This is a genomic window from Verrucosispora sp. ts21, assembly GCF_002879555.1.
GTDB lineage: Bacteria > Actinomycetota > Actinomycetes > Mycobacteriales > Micromonosporaceae > Micromonospora > Micromonospora gifhornensis.
On the sequence record NZ_PNOZ01000007.1, the window covers coordinates 66,122 to 80,747 of the forward strand.

At 69.5% G+C, this 14,626-nt stretch carries 14 protein-coding genes; 11 read left to right on the forward strand and 3 right to left on the reverse strand.

The genetic code is table 11. The features are described 5' to 3' along the window. Positions 1-27: 27 nt before the first annotated feature. A complete protein-coding gene (locus tag C1A38_RS04575) occupies positions 28-1,878 on the reverse strand; it encodes a phosphoenolpyruvate carboxykinase (GTP) (RefSeq protein ID WP_102656573.1) in 1,851 nt (616 codons plus the stop codon). 417 nt (positions 1,879-2,295) lie between these two features. Here C1A38_RS04575 and C1A38_RS04580 point away from each other — a divergent pair, with 417 nt between their 5' ends. Both C1A38_RS04580 and C1A38_RS04585 read left to right on the forward strand, forming a co-directional pair. Continuing rightward, positions 2,296-2,823 carry a GtrA family protein gene (locus C1A38_RS04580; protein WP_233196626.1) on the forward strand — a complete coding sequence of 176 codons (528 nt, stop codon included), beginning with the start codon at positions 2,296-2,298 and terminating at the stop codon, positions 2,821-2,823. 63 nt (positions 2,824-2,886) lie between these two features. Next, a complete protein-coding gene (locus C1A38_RS04585; RefSeq protein ID WP_102656575.1) occupies positions 2,887-3,606 on the forward strand; it encodes a GtrA family protein in 720 nt (239 codons plus the stop codon). A gap of 125 nt (positions 3,607-3,731) precedes the next feature. Here the strand turns inward: C1A38_RS04585 and C1A38_RS04590 are convergent, their stop codons facing one another. Beyond that, positions 3,732-4,289: a PH domain-containing protein gene (locus tag C1A38_RS04590; protein ID WP_102656576.1), complete on the reverse strand. Its 558-nt coding sequence runs from the start codon at positions 4,287-4,289 to the stop codon at positions 3,732-3,734. 344 nt (positions 4,290-4,633) lie between these two features. Between C1A38_RS04590 and C1A38_RS04595 the strand changes: the two genes are divergently transcribed. The 5 genes from C1A38_RS04595 (at position 4,634) to C1A38_RS04615 (ending at position 8,342) form a co-directional block, all read left to right on the forward strand. Then, positions 4,634-5,083, forward strand: a complete 450-nt coding sequence (locus C1A38_RS04595) for an NUDIX domain-containing protein (protein ID WP_102656577.1) — start codon at positions 4,634-4,636, stop codon at positions 5,081-5,083. A gap of 245 nt (positions 5,084-5,328) precedes the next feature. Beyond that, positions 5,329-6,060, forward strand: coding sequence for a phosphocholine cytidylyltransferase family protein (locus C1A38_RS04600; RefSeq protein ID WP_102656578.1), 732 nt, complete (start codon positions 5,329-5,331; stop codon positions 6,058-6,060). Further along, a complete protein-coding gene (locus C1A38_RS04605; protein WP_102656579.1) occupies positions 6,048-7,115 on the forward strand; it encodes an iron-containing alcohol dehydrogenase family protein in 1,068 nt (355 codons plus the stop codon). Before C1A38_RS04600 ends, C1A38_RS04605 begins: the two co-directional genes overlap by 13 nt. Beyond that, positions 7,099-7,812: a CDP-alcohol phosphatidyltransferase family protein gene (locus C1A38_RS04610; RefSeq protein WP_102656580.1), complete on the forward strand. Its 714-nt coding sequence runs from the start codon at positions 7,099-7,101 to the stop codon at positions 7,810-7,812. Before C1A38_RS04605 ends, C1A38_RS04610 begins: the two co-directional genes overlap by 17 nt. A 182-nt stretch (positions 7,813-7,994) precedes the next feature. After that, on the forward strand, positions 7,995-8,342 hold the full coding sequence (locus C1A38_RS04615; RefSeq protein WP_102656581.1) for a hypothetical protein: 348 nt from the start codon (positions 7,995-7,997) through the stop codon (positions 8,340-8,342). Positions 8,343-8,414: 72 nt separating this feature from the next. On the opposite strand, the gene C1A38_RS04620 is transcribed toward C1A38_RS04615, so the two are convergent. Further along, positions 8,415-9,746 carry a glycosyltransferase gene (locus tag C1A38_RS04620; RefSeq protein ID WP_102656582.1) on the reverse strand — a complete coding sequence of 444 codons (1,332 nt, stop codon included), beginning with the start codon at positions 9,744-9,746 and terminating at the stop codon, positions 8,415-8,417. Between the two features lie 80 nt (positions 9,747-9,826). Between C1A38_RS04620 and C1A38_RS04625 the strand changes: the two genes are divergently transcribed. From C1A38_RS04625 to C1A38_RS04640, 4 genes are all read left to right on the forward strand, one after another. Continuing rightward, positions 9,827-10,687: an Fpg/Nei family DNA glycosylase gene (locus C1A38_RS04625; RefSeq protein WP_102656583.1), complete on the forward strand. Its 861-nt coding sequence runs from the start codon at positions 9,827-9,829 to the stop codon at positions 10,685-10,687. A gap of 265 nt (positions 10,688-10,952) precedes the next feature. Beyond that, the gene (locus C1A38_RS04630; RefSeq protein WP_102656636.1) at positions 10,953-12,524 is read left to right on the forward strand and encodes a sugar transferase; all 1,572 of its coding nucleotides are present in this window, start codon (positions 10,953-10,955) and stop codon (positions 12,522-12,524) included. Between the two features lie 44 nt (positions 12,525-12,568). After that, entirely contained in the window at positions 12,569-13,795 is a 1,227-nt protein-coding gene (locus C1A38_RS04635) for a sensor histidine kinase (RefSeq protein ID WP_102656584.1), read from the forward strand. Then, the gene (locus C1A38_RS04640; RefSeq protein WP_102656585.1) at positions 13,792-14,565 is read left to right on the forward strand and encodes a LytR/AlgR family response regulator transcription factor; all 774 of its coding nucleotides are present in this window, start codon (positions 13,792-13,794) and stop codon (positions 14,563-14,565) included. The genes C1A38_RS04635 and C1A38_RS04640 overlap by 4 nt, the downstream gene beginning before the upstream one ends. Positions 14,566-14,626: the final 61 nt, after the last annotated feature.

Genomic DNA, 14,626 nt, shown 5'->3' on the forward strand with positions numbered 1-14,626 from the left:
CCGATGATGCCTCGGATCCCGCCTCGATCACACCCCGCGCGGCGACTGTTCCGCGTCGAGTCGTGCCCGCAGGGCGTCCAGCTCGGCCCAGAGCACACCGGGCAGCTTGTCACCGAACTTCTCGAACCACTCGGTGACCATCGGCAGCTCGTCGCGCCACTCGTCCGGGTCGACCTTGAGCGCGATCCGGACGTCCTCCGGGGTCATGTCCAGGCCCTCGACGTCGAGGGAGTCCAGCGTCGGGACCATGCCGATCGGCGTCTCGACGGCCTCCGCCCGACCCTCGATCCGCTCGATGACCCACTTGAGCACCCGGGAGTTCTCCCCGAATCCGGGCCACAGGAAGTTGCCCTCCGGGTCCTTGCGGAACCAGTTGACGTAGTAGACCTTGGGCAGCTTCGACTCGTCGCCGTTGGCACCCTTGCCCATCTCGATCCAGTGCCGGAAGTAGTCGCCACCGTGGTAGCCGATGAACGGCAGCATCGCCATCGGGTCACGGCGGACCACACCGACCGCGCCGGAGGCGGCGGCGGTGGTCTCCGAGGAGAGGGTGGCGCCCATGTAGACACCGTGCACCCAGTCCCGGGCCTCGGTCACCAGCGGTACGGTGTCCCGCCGCCGGCCGCCGAACAGGATCGCGTCGATCGGCACGCCGTTGGGGTCGTAGTAGTCCTCGGCGAGAATCGGGCACTGGGCGATCGGGGTGCAGAACCGACTGTTCGCGTGCGAGGAGAGGCTGTCGCTCTCCGGCGTCCAGTCGTTGCCCTTCCAGTCGATCAGGTGCGCCGGCGGCTCGCCCATGCCCTCCCACCAGATGTCACCGTCGTCGGTCAGGGCGACGTTTGTGAAGATGGAGTTGCCCTTGTCCAGGGTCCGCATGGCGTTGGCGTTGGTCTTCCAGTCGGTGCCGGGTGCCACGCCGAACAGGCCGAACTCCGGGTTGACCGCGTAGAGGCGACCGTCCGGGCCGAAGCGCATCCAGGCGATGTCGTCGCCGATGGTCTCGACCTTCCAGCCCGGGATGGTCGGCTCCAGCATGGCCAGGTTGGTCTTGCCGCAGGCCGACGGGAACGCACCGGCGATGTGGTAGACCTTGCCCTCCGGCGAGGTGATCTTGAGGATCAGCATGTGCTCGGCGAGCCAGCCCTCGTCGCGCCCCATCACGCTGGCGATCCGCAGCGAGTAGCACTTCTTGCCGAGCAGTGAGTTGCCGCCATAGCCGGAGCCGTACGACCAGATCTCCCGGGTCTCCGGGAAGTGCGAGATGTACTTGGTCTCGTTGCACGGCCAGGCCACGTCCTGCTGACCGGGGGCCAGCGGGGCGCCGATCGAGTGCAGAGCGCGGACGAAGTCCGCGTCGTCACCCATCGCCTCCAGGATCTTGGCACCCATCCGGGTCATGATCCGCATGGAGGCGACCACGTACGGGCTGTCGGTGATCTCGACACCGAACATGGGCTTCTCGGCCTCGACCGGACCCATCACGAACGGAATGACGTACATCGTCCGACCGCGCATCGAACCGCGGTACAGATCGGTCATCGTCCGCTTCATCTCGGCCGGCGCCATCCAGTTGTTGGTCGGGCCGGCGTCCGCTTCGTCCACGGAGCAGATGAACGTCCGCTCCTCGACCCGGGCGACGTCCGTCGGGTCGGTCCGGGCATAGAACGAGTTCGGTTTCTTCTCGGGATTGAGCCGGATGAGGGTGCCGGCCTCGACCAGTTCATCGGTGAGGCGACGCCATTCCTGATCGGACCCGTCAACCCAGACCACCTGGTCAGGGGTGGTCAGTTCAGCGACCTCACGGACCCAGGCGAGCAGTTTGGGGTGGGACGTCGGGGCCTGATCGATACCCCGAACGGTGGCCGGAGCAACCATGACACTTCTCCTTGTGGTCGACGCTGACCGGTCTATTGGAGTGCACGAGTCTCGGCGCGCGTTGTGCGTCGCCTTCGTGGAAACCTGGGATTGCGCTCAGCGTAAACCGAGGGACCTCCACAGTCAGTGGGACTGGTTGTGAAGAACTGCACAAGGTACGGGTACGCTGCCGCTTCACGGCCCTTTACCCGCTTTCGCGCGCAGTTTCACGCAAATCTTGCGGTGAACCTCTATCAAGGCCACCCGGCGACGGCGCTTTGGCACCTGCTGGGAGGTAGCGGAAATCGACTCCGGATTGAATCGGTCCGGTTACGCTCCGTTCGTGCCCGTCCGCACCGCCGCGCCACCGGACACCGCAGGTCGTCACTACCCGCCTGCGGGGCCACCAACCGGTACGCTCGCACGGTGGCCGCCACGATGACCGGAGAGCCAGGCTCCCGGCAGACCCGATCGGGTCTGATCCACTCCCTGCGCGACCGTTTCGGTCACCTCGTGCGCGAGATGAGCAAGTTCGCGACCGTGGGCGGAGTGGCCTTTCTCATCGACTTCGCCCTGTTCAACTACCTGATCGGCCCTGCCGGGGTGGAACAGATCACGGCGAAGACGATCTCCACGGTGATCGCGGCCACGTTCGCGTTCCTGGGCAACCGGTTCTGGACGTGGCGGCACCGCCAGCGCTCCCACCCGGCCCGCGAGTACGCGCTGTTCTTCTTCTTCAACGCGGTGGGCCTGGGCATCGCGGTGGCCTGCCTGGCCATCAGCCGCTACGGCCTGGGCGGCATCTGGCCGGAGGTCTTCCAGACCCGGCTGGCCGACAACATCGCCAGCTTCGTCGTGGGCACCGGCCTCGGCACGCTGTTCCGATTCTGGTCGTACCGACGGTTCGTCTTCGTGGATACGGGAACTCCCGTCGCCGCGGAAGTTGACCGGGACCGCGGGGCGTGACCTCCCGCCCACCCGTACGGCCGGAGCCTGCCGGCCCGAGCCCACTGCCCTAAGGTGTTACGCATGCCTCTTGTCCGTCTGCTGCCTGAGCGCTGGCAGAAGTTCATCCATGAGGCGCTCAAATTCGGCCTGGTCGGTGGCATCAACACCGTCATCAATTATGCGGTGTTCAACGCCCTCGCCCTGACGATTTTTGTCGATGGTCAGCTGAAAGCGACGGTGATCGCCACGGTGGTGGCGACAATCACGTCATATCTGATGAATCGGCACTGGACGTACCGAGATCGCCCTAAATCGGCCATGCAGCGGGAATACGCCCTTTTCTTCCTGTTCAACGGGGCGGGCCTGCTGATCGAACTCGGTGTCCTCGCCGCCGCGAAGTACGGGCTGGGCATGACCAGCCTGTTGGCGCTGAACGTGGCCAAGACCGGCGGTGTGGTGTTGGCGACGCTGTTCCGCTTCTGGTCGTACCGCACGTTCGTCTTCCAACCTGCCGCGCCCGCCGAGGCCAGGCCGGCCTGGCAGGGCCTGCCCCGCGACGAGTGGGACACGATGGCCGGGATGGATCCGGTGGCCGAACTCGCCGAGTCCGTCACCGAGTTGGAGGAAGAGGAACCACCCGCCACCCGGCCGCCGAGCCTGACGCCTCGGCCGCTCCAGCCCCGCGCCGCGGCCCTGAGCAACGAGGCCGAACTCACCGCCGCGCTGGACAAGGAGCTGGAGGCCGAGCTGGCGGCAGAACTCCAGCCCGCCCCGGCGCACCGCCGCTTCCGGCGCCGCTGATCCGTGTGAACGCCCGAGAGCGCCCGCCGAGTCCGGCGGGCGCTCTCGCTGCGTCAACGCAAGCTGGGTCATCTCGCTGTCGGGCGTACTCCCGTGCCTGGTCGGGCTGCTCAGGCGTCGGGGGCTCAGAGGCCGGACTTGTTGTCGCGTTCCGCGAGGATCTCGCGCAGCTCCCCGTCGCCCAACGAGTGCTTGTCGTGGAACGCCTCGACCAGCTCGTAGAGCTTGGTCTGGACCCGGTCGACCTTCGGCACGTCGGGCAGCACCGACTGGCCCCGCTCGCCGGCCGACTCAATGGTGAGCGTGCCATAGCCCAGCAGTCGCCCGACGAACTGCTGGTTCATCGAGTGGTCGTTGACCCGGCTGAGCGGGATGTCCCGCCTCTCCCGGGAGAAGACCCCGTGCTGGAGCACCACCCGCTCGTTTGTGAACAGATAGTGCGTGGTGCGCCAGACGATGTACGGCCACGCACCCAGCACCAGTACGGCCAGCACCGCCAGCCCGCCGATCACGGCGAGGGTGATGGAGCCGCCTCCACCGGAGGGTAGGAACACCAGGCCGACCACCACCGCGGCGATGGCGAGCACCAGCACCGCCACCGGCCGGATCAGGGCCTTCCAGTGCGGACGCAGGTGCAGCACGACGTGCTCGTCCTCGGTGAGCACGTCTTCGGGGAACGCCACGGATACCTCCTCGCAGAACCGGACGCGCAGACGTTAACCCCCCACCCCCACTGCGCCACATCCACCACGCGGCCACCCTCCCCACCCCGTCCACCCACACCTCGCCGATCTTGCACTTTCGGTCCCCCTTACGCCCCGATATGCACCTTTAACCCCGACCAAAACTGCAAGATCGACGGGCCGAGCGCGGGGGGCGCGCGCGACGGGCCGAGCGCGAGGGGCGCGCGCGACGGGCCGAGCGCGAGGGGCGCGAGGGGTGGGGGTTTAGCGGAGGTGGAGGAGGTCGGCGGCGGGGAGGGAGTGGGTGGTGGGTGGGTGGGGTGGGGGAGGGTTAGGGTGCTGGGGTGTCCGTCGAGCCGTTGCGGTGTGCGGGAGCGCTTATCGTCGACCCTGAGGGGCGGCTGTTCTTTCAGCGTCGGTCGGCGGACCGCCGCCTGTTCCCCAACTGCTGGGACATCGTCGGTGGTCACGTCGAACCGGGCGAGACCGTTGAGGAGGCCCTGCGTCGGGAGGTCCTGGAGGAGACCGGCTGGCAGGTGGCGGAGATCCTCGGCCCGGTCGGTGAGTTCCGCTACGTCGGTGACGATGGTCTGACCCGGATCGAGTACGACTGGCTGGTCCGGGTCGATGGTGACCTGACCGCACCGGTGCTGGAGGCCGGCAAGCACACCGAGTACCGCTGGCTCGGTCCGGACGATGTCGACGTGCTGGACGAGCACCGCCACGTCAACGAAGGCCTGATCCGCCAGATCGCGGAGCGAGCCTTCGCCCTGCTGAGGTCGACTCCTTCCTGAACGACAGCGGCGGACCAGCGCAAACGACAGCGGCGGACCAGCGCACACGCCGCACAGCCGCCCTTGTCGCGTAAGCCGCACTGGTCGCGGGCCGCCACCTGGGCGCGCGGTGCCGGGCGACCCGGGTCGCGGCGGCTGGAGATGTTGGCCGACCTGGCAGCGCTGTCCGGCTGGGCCGACGGCAGCCCACGGGACGGCGCTATCCTCCTCCGGTGAACGCCGTTGAGACAGAGACTGGTACCGGAATGGTCGGAATGGTGCTGGCGGCTGGCGCGGGTCGCCGGCTGCGCCCGTACACCGACACCCTGCCGAAGGCGCTGGTGCCGGTGGATGGCGAGATCACCATCCTCGACATCGCCCTGCGCAACCTGGCTGAGGTGGGACTCACGGACGTCGTGGTGGTGGTCGGGTACGCCGCGGACGCCGTCCGGGAACGCCAGGCCGACCTGGAGCGCCGGTACGGCGTCACGATCACCCTCGTGCACAACGACAAGGCCGAGGAGTGGAACAACGCGTACTCGCTCTGGCTGGCCCGGGACTGGTTCGCCCGCGGCGTGCTGCTGGTCAACGGTGACACGGTGCACCCGGTGAGCGTGGAGAAGACGCTGCTCGCCGAGCGTGGTCCCGGTGTGCTGCTGGCGATCGACAACATCAAAGCGCTGGCGGAGGAGGAGATGAAGACCACCTTCGACGCCGCCGGCCAGCTCACCCGGATCACCAAGCTGATGGACCCGGCCGAGGCGTACGGCGAGTACATCGGCGCGACGTTGATCGAGCCGCAGGTGGCCGAGGCGCTCGCCGATGCGCTGGAGGCGACCTGGCGACGCGACCCGAACCTGTACTACGAGGACGGTTACCAGGAGTTCGCCGACCGGGGTGGCGAGGTGCGAGCCGCTCCGATCGGGGACGTGTCCTGGGTCGAGGTCGACAACCACGCCGACCTGGCCCGGGCTCGGGAGATCGCGTGCCGTTACTAGCCCGTACCGTCACGACGCCGCTGTCGATCGAGGTCCGCCGCGGTGCGGTGTCGGACCTCGGCGCGCTGCTCGCCGACCGGCGGATCTCCGGGGGCGGCGACGTGGCGTTGGTGGTCGGCCCCGGGCAGGGCGAGAAGATCGCCGACCTGTGCCGGCCCTCGCTCGGATCGGCCGACATCTTCACCGTCAGCGGCGGCACTGTCGACTCGGCCAACGCGCTGGGCGACCAACTGCGCCGCCGACACTACGACGCGGTGGTCGGGATCGGTGGCGGCAAGACCATCGACACGGCCAAGTACGCCGCCACCCGCTACGCCCTCCCGATGGTCACCGTGGCGACCAGCCTCGCCAACGACGGCATCGCCTCCCCGGTGGCCTCATTGAGCCACGAGGGCGGCAAGGGGTCGTACGGCGTACACATCCCGATCGCCGTCCTGGTCGACCTCGACTTCGTGGAGAACGGCCCGGATCGGCAGACCCAGGCCGGCATCGGCGACGCGGTGAGCAACCTCAGCGCCTGTGCCGACTGGGAGCTGGCCCATCAGGTACGCGACGAGCCGATCGACGGACTGGCCCTGACGCTGGCCCGGACCGGGGCGGAGGCCCTGGTCAACCACCCCGGCAAGATCACCGATGACGCCTTCCTGACCACGCTGGCCGAGGCGCTGATCCTGGGCGGCATCTCGATGTCGGTCTGCGGTTCCAGCCGGCCGGCCAGCGGCGGCGACCACGAGATCTCGCACGCCATCGACCACCTCTACCCGGGCACCGGCTCGCACGGCGAGCAGGTCGGCCTGGGTTCGCTGTTCTGCACCTTCCTGCGTGGTGACCTGGAGCGCTTCGGCCAGCTCGCCCGCTGCCTGCACCGGCACGGCCTCTCCACCCGGCCGAGCGAGTTGGGTCTCACCGACGAGCAGTTCGTCGAGGCGGTCGCCTTCGCGCCGCGTACCCGGCCGGACCGCTACACCATCCTCGAACACCTCGCGTTGTCCGCTGACGACCTTCGTACCCGGCTGGGAGATTACGTTGACGCCCTCCGTGAGCACCTTGGCTGAGCCGACCCACCCCACGGTCGCCGACTTCCACCGGGTGAACCGGGGCGGTGGCCTGTTCAGCGAGTCGGTCAGCCAGTGGATCGGTGCGGTCTTCGCGCTCGTCGCCCAGCGTCTCGGGCTCCGGCCTACCGCACTGACCATCACCAACCTGGTGCTCGGGCTGGCCACCTCGGCCACCGTGGTCGCTCTCGCCGGCCCGGTCGCCGCCGGGGACGTACCGGCCTGGCTGGTGGGGCTGCTCGCCCTGGTCGGCTGGCAGGTGGCGTACGCCCTGGACTGCGCCGACGGCCAGTTGGCCCGGGTGACCGGCCAGGGCAGTGCGGCAGGCGCCCGGGTGGACGTGCTCTGTGACGTGGCCGCTCAGATCGCCCTGGTCGCCGCGTTGTCCGCGACTGCGGTGGCGCAGCGCCCCTCGACTCCGGTGTGGCTGGTGGCCGCGTTCGCCGGGAGCTGGATGGTCAACCTGGTCACCTCGGTGATGCAGTCCGGCCCGAACGCGGCAAGCATGGTCACCTCGACCTCGCTGCCCGTACGCCTGGTCAAGCTGGTCCGCGACTACGGCGCGGTGATCTTCGCGGCGGCCCTGGTCCTGGCTGTCGCTCCGGCGCTGGTGTTCTGGGTGATCGTGGCGTTCACGATCGTCAACGGCGGCTTCCTGCTCGCCAGCATCGCCTTCTCCGCCCGCGCCAGCTGGTAAGGAAGGGCACCTTCTTAACGCCTCGCGCATAGGAAGGGCCCCCTGTTGACGCGCCGGTTTCAAGGTGATCGACAATTGTTGACGCTTCAATCAATGCCATGAGAAGATCCCATAGACGGATGTCGCTTCCTGGCGAAGCTGATGTTCTCGCTCCCCACGCCACCCCACCCTTGGGAGACCTCATGCGCAAAACCGCCAAGCGGATTGCCGCGGTCCTGGCCGCCGCAGCCCTGACCACCACTCTGGCTGCCGCGCCCGCGGCCGCGAAGGAGGTGGAGCGGGAACCGTTCAAGGTGCCTGACCAGGGCCTGGTCCTGTACACCGCGAACTCCGCCTACGTGGTCGCCCGCCACACCGCCGTCGATGACCTCTGCCACCCGATGCAGGACGCGGTCACCTCCATCGCCTGGACCCCCGTGTACGCCGTCGCCTACGCAAGCGACGACTGCACCGGCTACGGACTGGGGCTCGGCATCTGGCGGGGCTGGAGCCCCGGCCAGTTCCAGTCCTACAAGCTCACTTCCTACTAGATCGACTTCGTTACGCCGTAGTGGCGGTATCCGGGCAGGCGGGATACCGCCACTACGGCGTAACAGCGTCGATCAAGAGCGCGCGAGCCCCGCGTACACGGCCAGGAGTTGCTTGGTGACCACGTCGGGGTGGAAGACCCGCTCGTAGCGGGACCGGGCGGGGGCGGCGAGTGCGGCGGCACCGGCGGCGGCCAGCGGCAGCGCGGCGGCGAGCGCCGCCGGCTCCGGCGGCACCACCCAGCCGGCCTCACCGGCCAGGACCCCGGCCGGCAGCGCGGATGCCACCCCGGAGGCACTGCCCAGACCGGCCATGCCACCGACGCCACCCGGCCCGCCGGCAGCAGCCGGTCCGCCGGGGCTGGCGGGGGCGGGGGCCGAGGCGATCACCGCCGGGCCGGTGCCGGCGGGCTCGCGGGGGGTGTCCGCGCCGACCAGGTACGGGATGCCGCCGAGCGCCGTGCCGAGGACCGGACGGCCGCTGGCCAACGCCTCGATGATCACTGTGGGCAGCACGTCGTGCCAGGTGGAGGTGGCCAGCACCACGGCGCTCGCGGCCAGTGCCGAGCGGACCCCGGCCCGGTCCAGCGGGCCGAGGAAGGTCACATCGGCCCGTTCGGCCGCCGCCGCCTCGACGAGCGGACGCAACTCACCGTCACCGGCCACCCGCAGCGGCCCGAGCGCCCCGTCGGGGTGCCGACGCCACGCCTCCAGCAGCAGGCCGAGCCCCTTCTCCGGGGAGAGCCGGCCGAGGAAGAGAAAGCCCTGACCGAGCGGGGCGGGCGTACCAGGATCGGGAATGCCGTTCGGCTTGACCACGATTCGGCTGTCCGGGATGCCGTAGTCGCGCAGGTGGTCGGCGACCGCGCTGGTCAACGCGATGAACCGGTCCACCGACTTCCAGGTGCCCCGGTGCACGGCCAGGGTGGTGGCCATCAGCGCGCTCTGCGCCCGCGACCCCCGGTAGCAGCGGTGCACGACCGCCGGCACCCCCAGCGCCCGCCCCCGGCAGTCCTGGCAGATCACCCCGTCGCGGAAGTACAGCCCCGAGGAGCAGACCTGGCGGTAGTTGTGCACCGTCTGCACCACCGGCACGCCGTGCTTGTGCGCGGTCCGCACCACCCAGGGCGAGAGCAGCGGGTACGGGTTGTGCAGGTGCAGCACGTCCGGCCGGTGCTCGGTGAGCAGCCGGGACAGGTCGGCCTGCGCCTTCGGGGCGTACATCGGGGAGATCGGCAGCAGTGCCTTCGCCGTCTTCGGCATCGACGGGATCTCGTCGGAGCTGCGCAGGAAGGGCAGCACCTCCACACCGGCGGCGGTGAGCTGGGAGATCTCCGCGTCGACGATGGTGTTCTCACCGGAGGGCTGAGCTTCCCGGTACCGGTTGTGCGCCACCACGATTCTCACGGGATTCGTCTTTCGTTCACGACTGCGGGACTCGCAAGCTCATTCCTCGCGCTCACGGGAAAGAAGGCTACCGTTGGACGATGCCCGAACTACCGGAGGTGGAGGCGCTCGCGGGTTACCTGCGACAGCGCGCGGTGGGTCGCCGCGTCGAGCGGCTGGAGGCCGTCGCGATCAGCGCCCTGAAGACGTACGATCCGGCGCTGACCGCAGTCACCGGCCGGTCGGTGACCGACGCCCGCCGGCACGGCAAGTTCCTCGACGTCGTCTTCGACGGCGACCTGCACCTGGTGGTGCACCTGGCCCGGGCCGGCTGGCTGCACTACCGGGAGGCGTTCGCCTCGACCGTCCCGCTCCGGCCGGGCAAGGGCCCGATCGCGCTGCGGGCACGCCTGGACGACGGTTCCGGTTTCGACCTGACCGAGGCCGGTACGCAGAAGAAGCTCGCCGTCTACCTGGTGACCGATCCGCAGGCGGTGCCCGGAGTGGCCAAACTCGGGCCGGATGCGCTCTCGGCCGATCTGGCCGCCTTCGCCGGGGCGCTGCGTAGCCGCCGGGGACAGATCAAGGGGGTGCTCACCGACCAGGCGGTGCTGGCCGGGGTGGGCAACGCGTACTCGGACGAGATCCTGCACGCGGCGAAGCTGTCACCGTTCGTCCTGACCGACCGGCTCACCGACGAGCAGATGGCGACGCTGCACGCGGCCACCCGGCGGGTGCTCGGCGACGCGGTCACCCGCTCGCTGGGGCAACGGGCCGCGGAACTGAAGGGTGAGAAGCGCTCCGGGTTGAAGGTGCACGCCCGTACGGGGCTGCCCTGCCCGGTCTGTGGCGACACCGTGCGTGAGGTCTCCTTCGCCGATTCGAGCCTCCAGTACTGCCCGACCTGCCAGACCGGCGGCAAGCCCCTTGCTGACCGAAGGCTGTCCAGACTTGTACGGTGAGTAACGACACGCTTGACTACGGAGCGGAATCGGACGCGGGGTGCGCAACCACGGTCCGGCACTCTTCCCGGGCCGCCATCCATCGGTATAGTGGCCCGGTCCCCGGCTTCCGGATGGCGTGGAGCCGGCCAGATCCCAGGCGAAAGCGAGTCCGTCACGCAATGTCCCTCGGGTCGGCGTCGAGGCGGAATCCGCGTGGGAAACTGGAACGGTGGGAGACTCGGGCCCTTACGGCGAGTAAGCGGTGCGGGTCATGCGGGAGGACATGGGTGAGGTGACGACAAGCCTCCAGCGCCCGGTAACCAACGAAGGCCGGAGCAGACTCGTGCGGCACGTCGACAGCTTCGAGATCCAGCCGCCGAACCCGCCGTCACACAACGGCGTACCCCGCTCGGCGTGGGCGCGGGCTCGACGACGCGTCTCCCGCTGGCATCGGCCGTACACCGCGATTCTGCTGCTGCTCGACTTCGCGGCGGCGGCGTTCGCCAGCTTCACCGCGATCCGCACCTTCGACCAGGCCACCGCCGGTTTCCACGAGGCCCAGAACGACCCGACCTGGTTCCACACGGTGGCCTTCCTGCTGCTGCCGCTGGGCTGGCTGACGATTCTGTGGTTCAGCGGGGCCTATGACCGACGCTGTCTCGGTCTCGGGCCGGACGAGTTCAAGCGGGTGATCCGGGCCGGCGTGGCGGTCTGCGCGGCCGTGTCGTTCCTCGCCTTCGCCACCAAGACCGATCTGTCCCGGTTCACCGTCGGCACCGCCCTGCTGCTGGCCCTGCTGTTGATCCTGCTGGGCCGGATCCTGACCCGCTTCGTGCTGCACGTGATGCGCCGCAACACCCAGCAGGCGGCCCACCGGATGGTGCTGGTCGGCACCCTGCCGGAGTGCCTGGAGGTCTACACCGCGGTCACCCGTAACCCCGCCGCCGGGCTGGTGCCGGTCGCCATCCACATCACCGACGGTTACGCCGCAGCCAAGGGAGTGCAGACCCCCGTCCCGGTGTACGCCGGCCGTGACGTGTTGGCCCTGGTGCGGGAGGTCGGCGGCGACACGATCGCGGTCTGCGGCTCGGCCAGCGCCGAGCCGGGCGAGCTGCGCCGGTTGGCCTGGCAGTTGGAGGGCTCCGGGGTCGACCTGGTGGTGGCACCGCAGCTGACCGACATCGCCGGCCCTCGGGTGCACATCCGCCCGATCGAGGGCCTGCCGCTGCTGCACGTCGAGGAGCCCACCCTGTCCGGGCCGGCGCTGCTGGCCAAGAACATGATGGACCGGGTCGCCGCCGGGCTGGGCCTGCTGGCGTTGATTCCGGCCTTCCTCGTCATCGCCATCGCCATCCGGATCTCCGATCCCGGTCCGGTCTTCTTCCGTCAGCCCCGGGTCGGGCACGAGGGGCGCACCTTCCGGGTGTGGAAGTTCCGCACCATGTACGTCGACGCGGAGGACCGGCTGGCCAGCCTGGTCGACCAGAACGAGACCGACGGCATGCTGTTCAAGATGAAGCAGGATCCGCGGGTCTTCCCGGTGGGCCGCTTCCTGCGCGCCTCGTCGCTGGACGAGCTGCCGCAGCTGATCAACGTGCTGATGGGCGAGATGTCCCTGGTCGGGCCGCGACCGCTGCCCGCCGACGACGGCGACTTCCTCGGCGACGTACGCCGCCGGCTGCTGGTCCGCCCCGGAATGACCGGGCTGTGGCAGGTGTCCGGCCGCTCCGACCTGTCCTGGGACGAGGCCGTCCGACTGGATCTCTACTACGTCGACAACTGGTCGCTGGCGTACGACCTGAGCATCCTGTGGCGCACGGTGGGCGTGGTGCTGGCGCGCAAGGGCGCGTACTGAATCAGCTCTTTCCCTGAGCCACCGTAACCAGCAGGATCATCAACGTGGGTGGCAACCTCTCGGCCGGCATCGGGGTCTTGTCGCTGGTCGTCGTGCTCACCGGGGCCCTGGTCGCGGTCGCTCGGCTGCGTGGCCGGCGGGGCATCGCCACGGCCAGCCAGCGGGCCACCTACGAGGTGCTGCACACCACCGGGTTGGCCGCCGAGCCGCTGCGTGCCGGGCTGAGTCCGGCGGGTGCGGCGAAAGCGGCCCGGCACCTGCGTGGCCTGGTCGGCGCGGCGGGGTTGGCGTTGACCGACACCGAGGAGGTGCTCGCCCTCGACGGACGCGGTGCGCACCACACCGACCAGCTGCGCGCGGCGGCGCAGCGAGTGGTGGCCACCGAGCGGTCCACCGTCCTCGGCGAGGCCGAACTGCTCTGCGACCGCATCGACTGCCCGATCCGGGGTGCGGTGGTGGCGCCGATGGCCGGCGCGGAGGGCCGGGTGGCCGGTGCCATGATCGCGGTCACCGACGGCGTGCCCGCTCCGGGCCTGGTGCAGGCGACCATGGAGACCGCCCGCTGGGCGGGCAGCCAACTCGCCCTGGCCGAGCTGGACTCGTCCCGGGAACGGCTGGCGCGGGCCGAGGTCCGCGCGCTGCGGGCGCAGATCAGCCCGCACTTCATCTACAACGCGCTTACCGCGATCGGCTCGTTCGTCCGTACCGACCCGGAGCGGGCACGGGAGCTGATCCTGGAGTTCGCCGAGTTCACCCGCTACTCGTTCCGGGCCCACGGTGAGTTCACCACGTTGGCCGAGGAGCTTCGGTCGATCGACCGCTACCTGACAATCGAACGGGCCCGTTTCGGCGACCGACTTCAGGTACGGCTCCAGATCGCCCCGGAGGTGCTGCCGGTGACACTGCCCTTCCTGTGCCTTCAACCGTTGGTCGAGAACGCCGTCCGGCACGGGTTGTCGCGCAAGCCCGGCACGGGCATGGTGAGCATCGAGGCGCGTGACGCGGGCGCCGAATGTCACATCACGGTGGAGGACGACGGAGTGGGGATGGATCCGGGCACACTTACCGCCGGAATCGCCGAGCTGGCAGGGGCCACCGGTGATCCGGGGGACGACCCGGGCCAGCACGTCGGCCTCTCGAACGTCGACGAACGACTCCGCTCGGTGTTCGGCAGCGACTTCGGCCTGGTGGTGGAGACGGGCGTGGGGTCAGGCACGAAGGTGAGCATGCGGGTGCCGAAGTTCCACCCCGGCGTACGGGCGCGTTCGTGACCGGCAACGGCGGTACGCCCGGCTTCCTGCGGGTGCTGGCGGTGGACGACGAACCACCGGCCCTGGACGAGCTGGCGTACCACCTGCGTACCGACCCCAGGGTGGCTCGGCTGCACACGGCCGGCGACGCCACCGAGGCGCTGCGGGTGCTCCGCGACGACGAGGTCGACGTGATCTTCCTGGACATCCGGATGCCCGGCCTGGACGGGATGGAGCTGGCCCGGGTGCTGCGTCAGTTCGCCCGGCCACCGGCGATCGTCTTCGTCACCGCGTACGACGACGGCGCCGCGGACGCCTTCGACCTGGGCGCCACCGACTACGTCCGCAAGCCGGTACGCGCGGAGCGGCTCGCCGAGGCGCTGCGTCGAGTCGTCGGGTCACGGGTGCTGCCGTCGCATCCGGCGGCCCTGGCCCGCGCCGAGGAGGACCCGACGATCCCCGTCGAGCTGGCCGGCTCCACCCGGATGCTGCCCCGCTCGGCCGTGCGTTGGGTGGAGGCACAGGGCGACTACGCCCGGCTGCACACCACAGAAGGCTCGCACCTGGTGCGGGTGTCCCTGGCGACGCTCGCCGACCGGTGGGCCGACGCCGGTTTCGTCCGGATCCACCGGTCCTACCTGGTGCAGTTGCGGCTGATCGCCGAGCTTCGACTTGTCAATTCCGGCTACGTGGTCGTGGTCGACGACGCGGAGCTGCCGGTGAGTCGGCGGCACACCCGGGAGTTGAAGGACAAGCTGGTCCGAGCCGCGAAGCAGGAATGGAGCCGCTGAGCGTCCACAGCAGACCGAAAGATCGGCGCTGGCCTATCCTCGTGGTGCCGATTCGATACGG

Excerpts from the sequence above, each read along its gene's own strand:
- C1A38_RS04575 (WP_102656573.1), bottom strand. The coding sequence starts at position 1,878 with ATGGTTGCTCCGGCCACCGTTCGGGGTATCGATCAGGCCCCGACGTCC.
- C1A38_RS04580 (WP_233196626.1), top strand. The coding sequence starts at position 2,296 with ATGACCGGAGAGCCAGGCTCCCGGCAGACCCGATCGGGTCTGATCCAC.
- C1A38_RS04615 (WP_102656581.1), top strand. The coding sequence starts at position 7,995 with ATGCGCAAAACCGCCAAGCGGATTGCCGCGGTCCTGGCCGCCGCAGCC.
- C1A38_RS04600 (WP_102656578.1), top strand. The coding sequence starts at position 5,329 with ATGGTCGGAATGGTGCTGGCGGCTGGCGCGGGTCGCCGGCTGCGCCCG.
- C1A38_RS04630 (WP_102656636.1), top strand. The coding sequence starts at position 10,953 with ATGGGTGAGGTGACGACAAGCCTCCAGCGCCCGGTAACCAACGAAGGC.
- C1A38_RS04585 (WP_102656575.1), top strand. The coding sequence starts at position 2,887 with ATGCCTCTTGTCCGTCTGCTGCCTGAGCGCTGGCAGAAGTTCATCCAT.
- C1A38_RS04625 (WP_102656583.1), top strand. The coding sequence starts at position 9,827 with ATGCCCGAACTACCGGAGGTGGAGGCGCTCGCGGGTTACCTGCGACAG.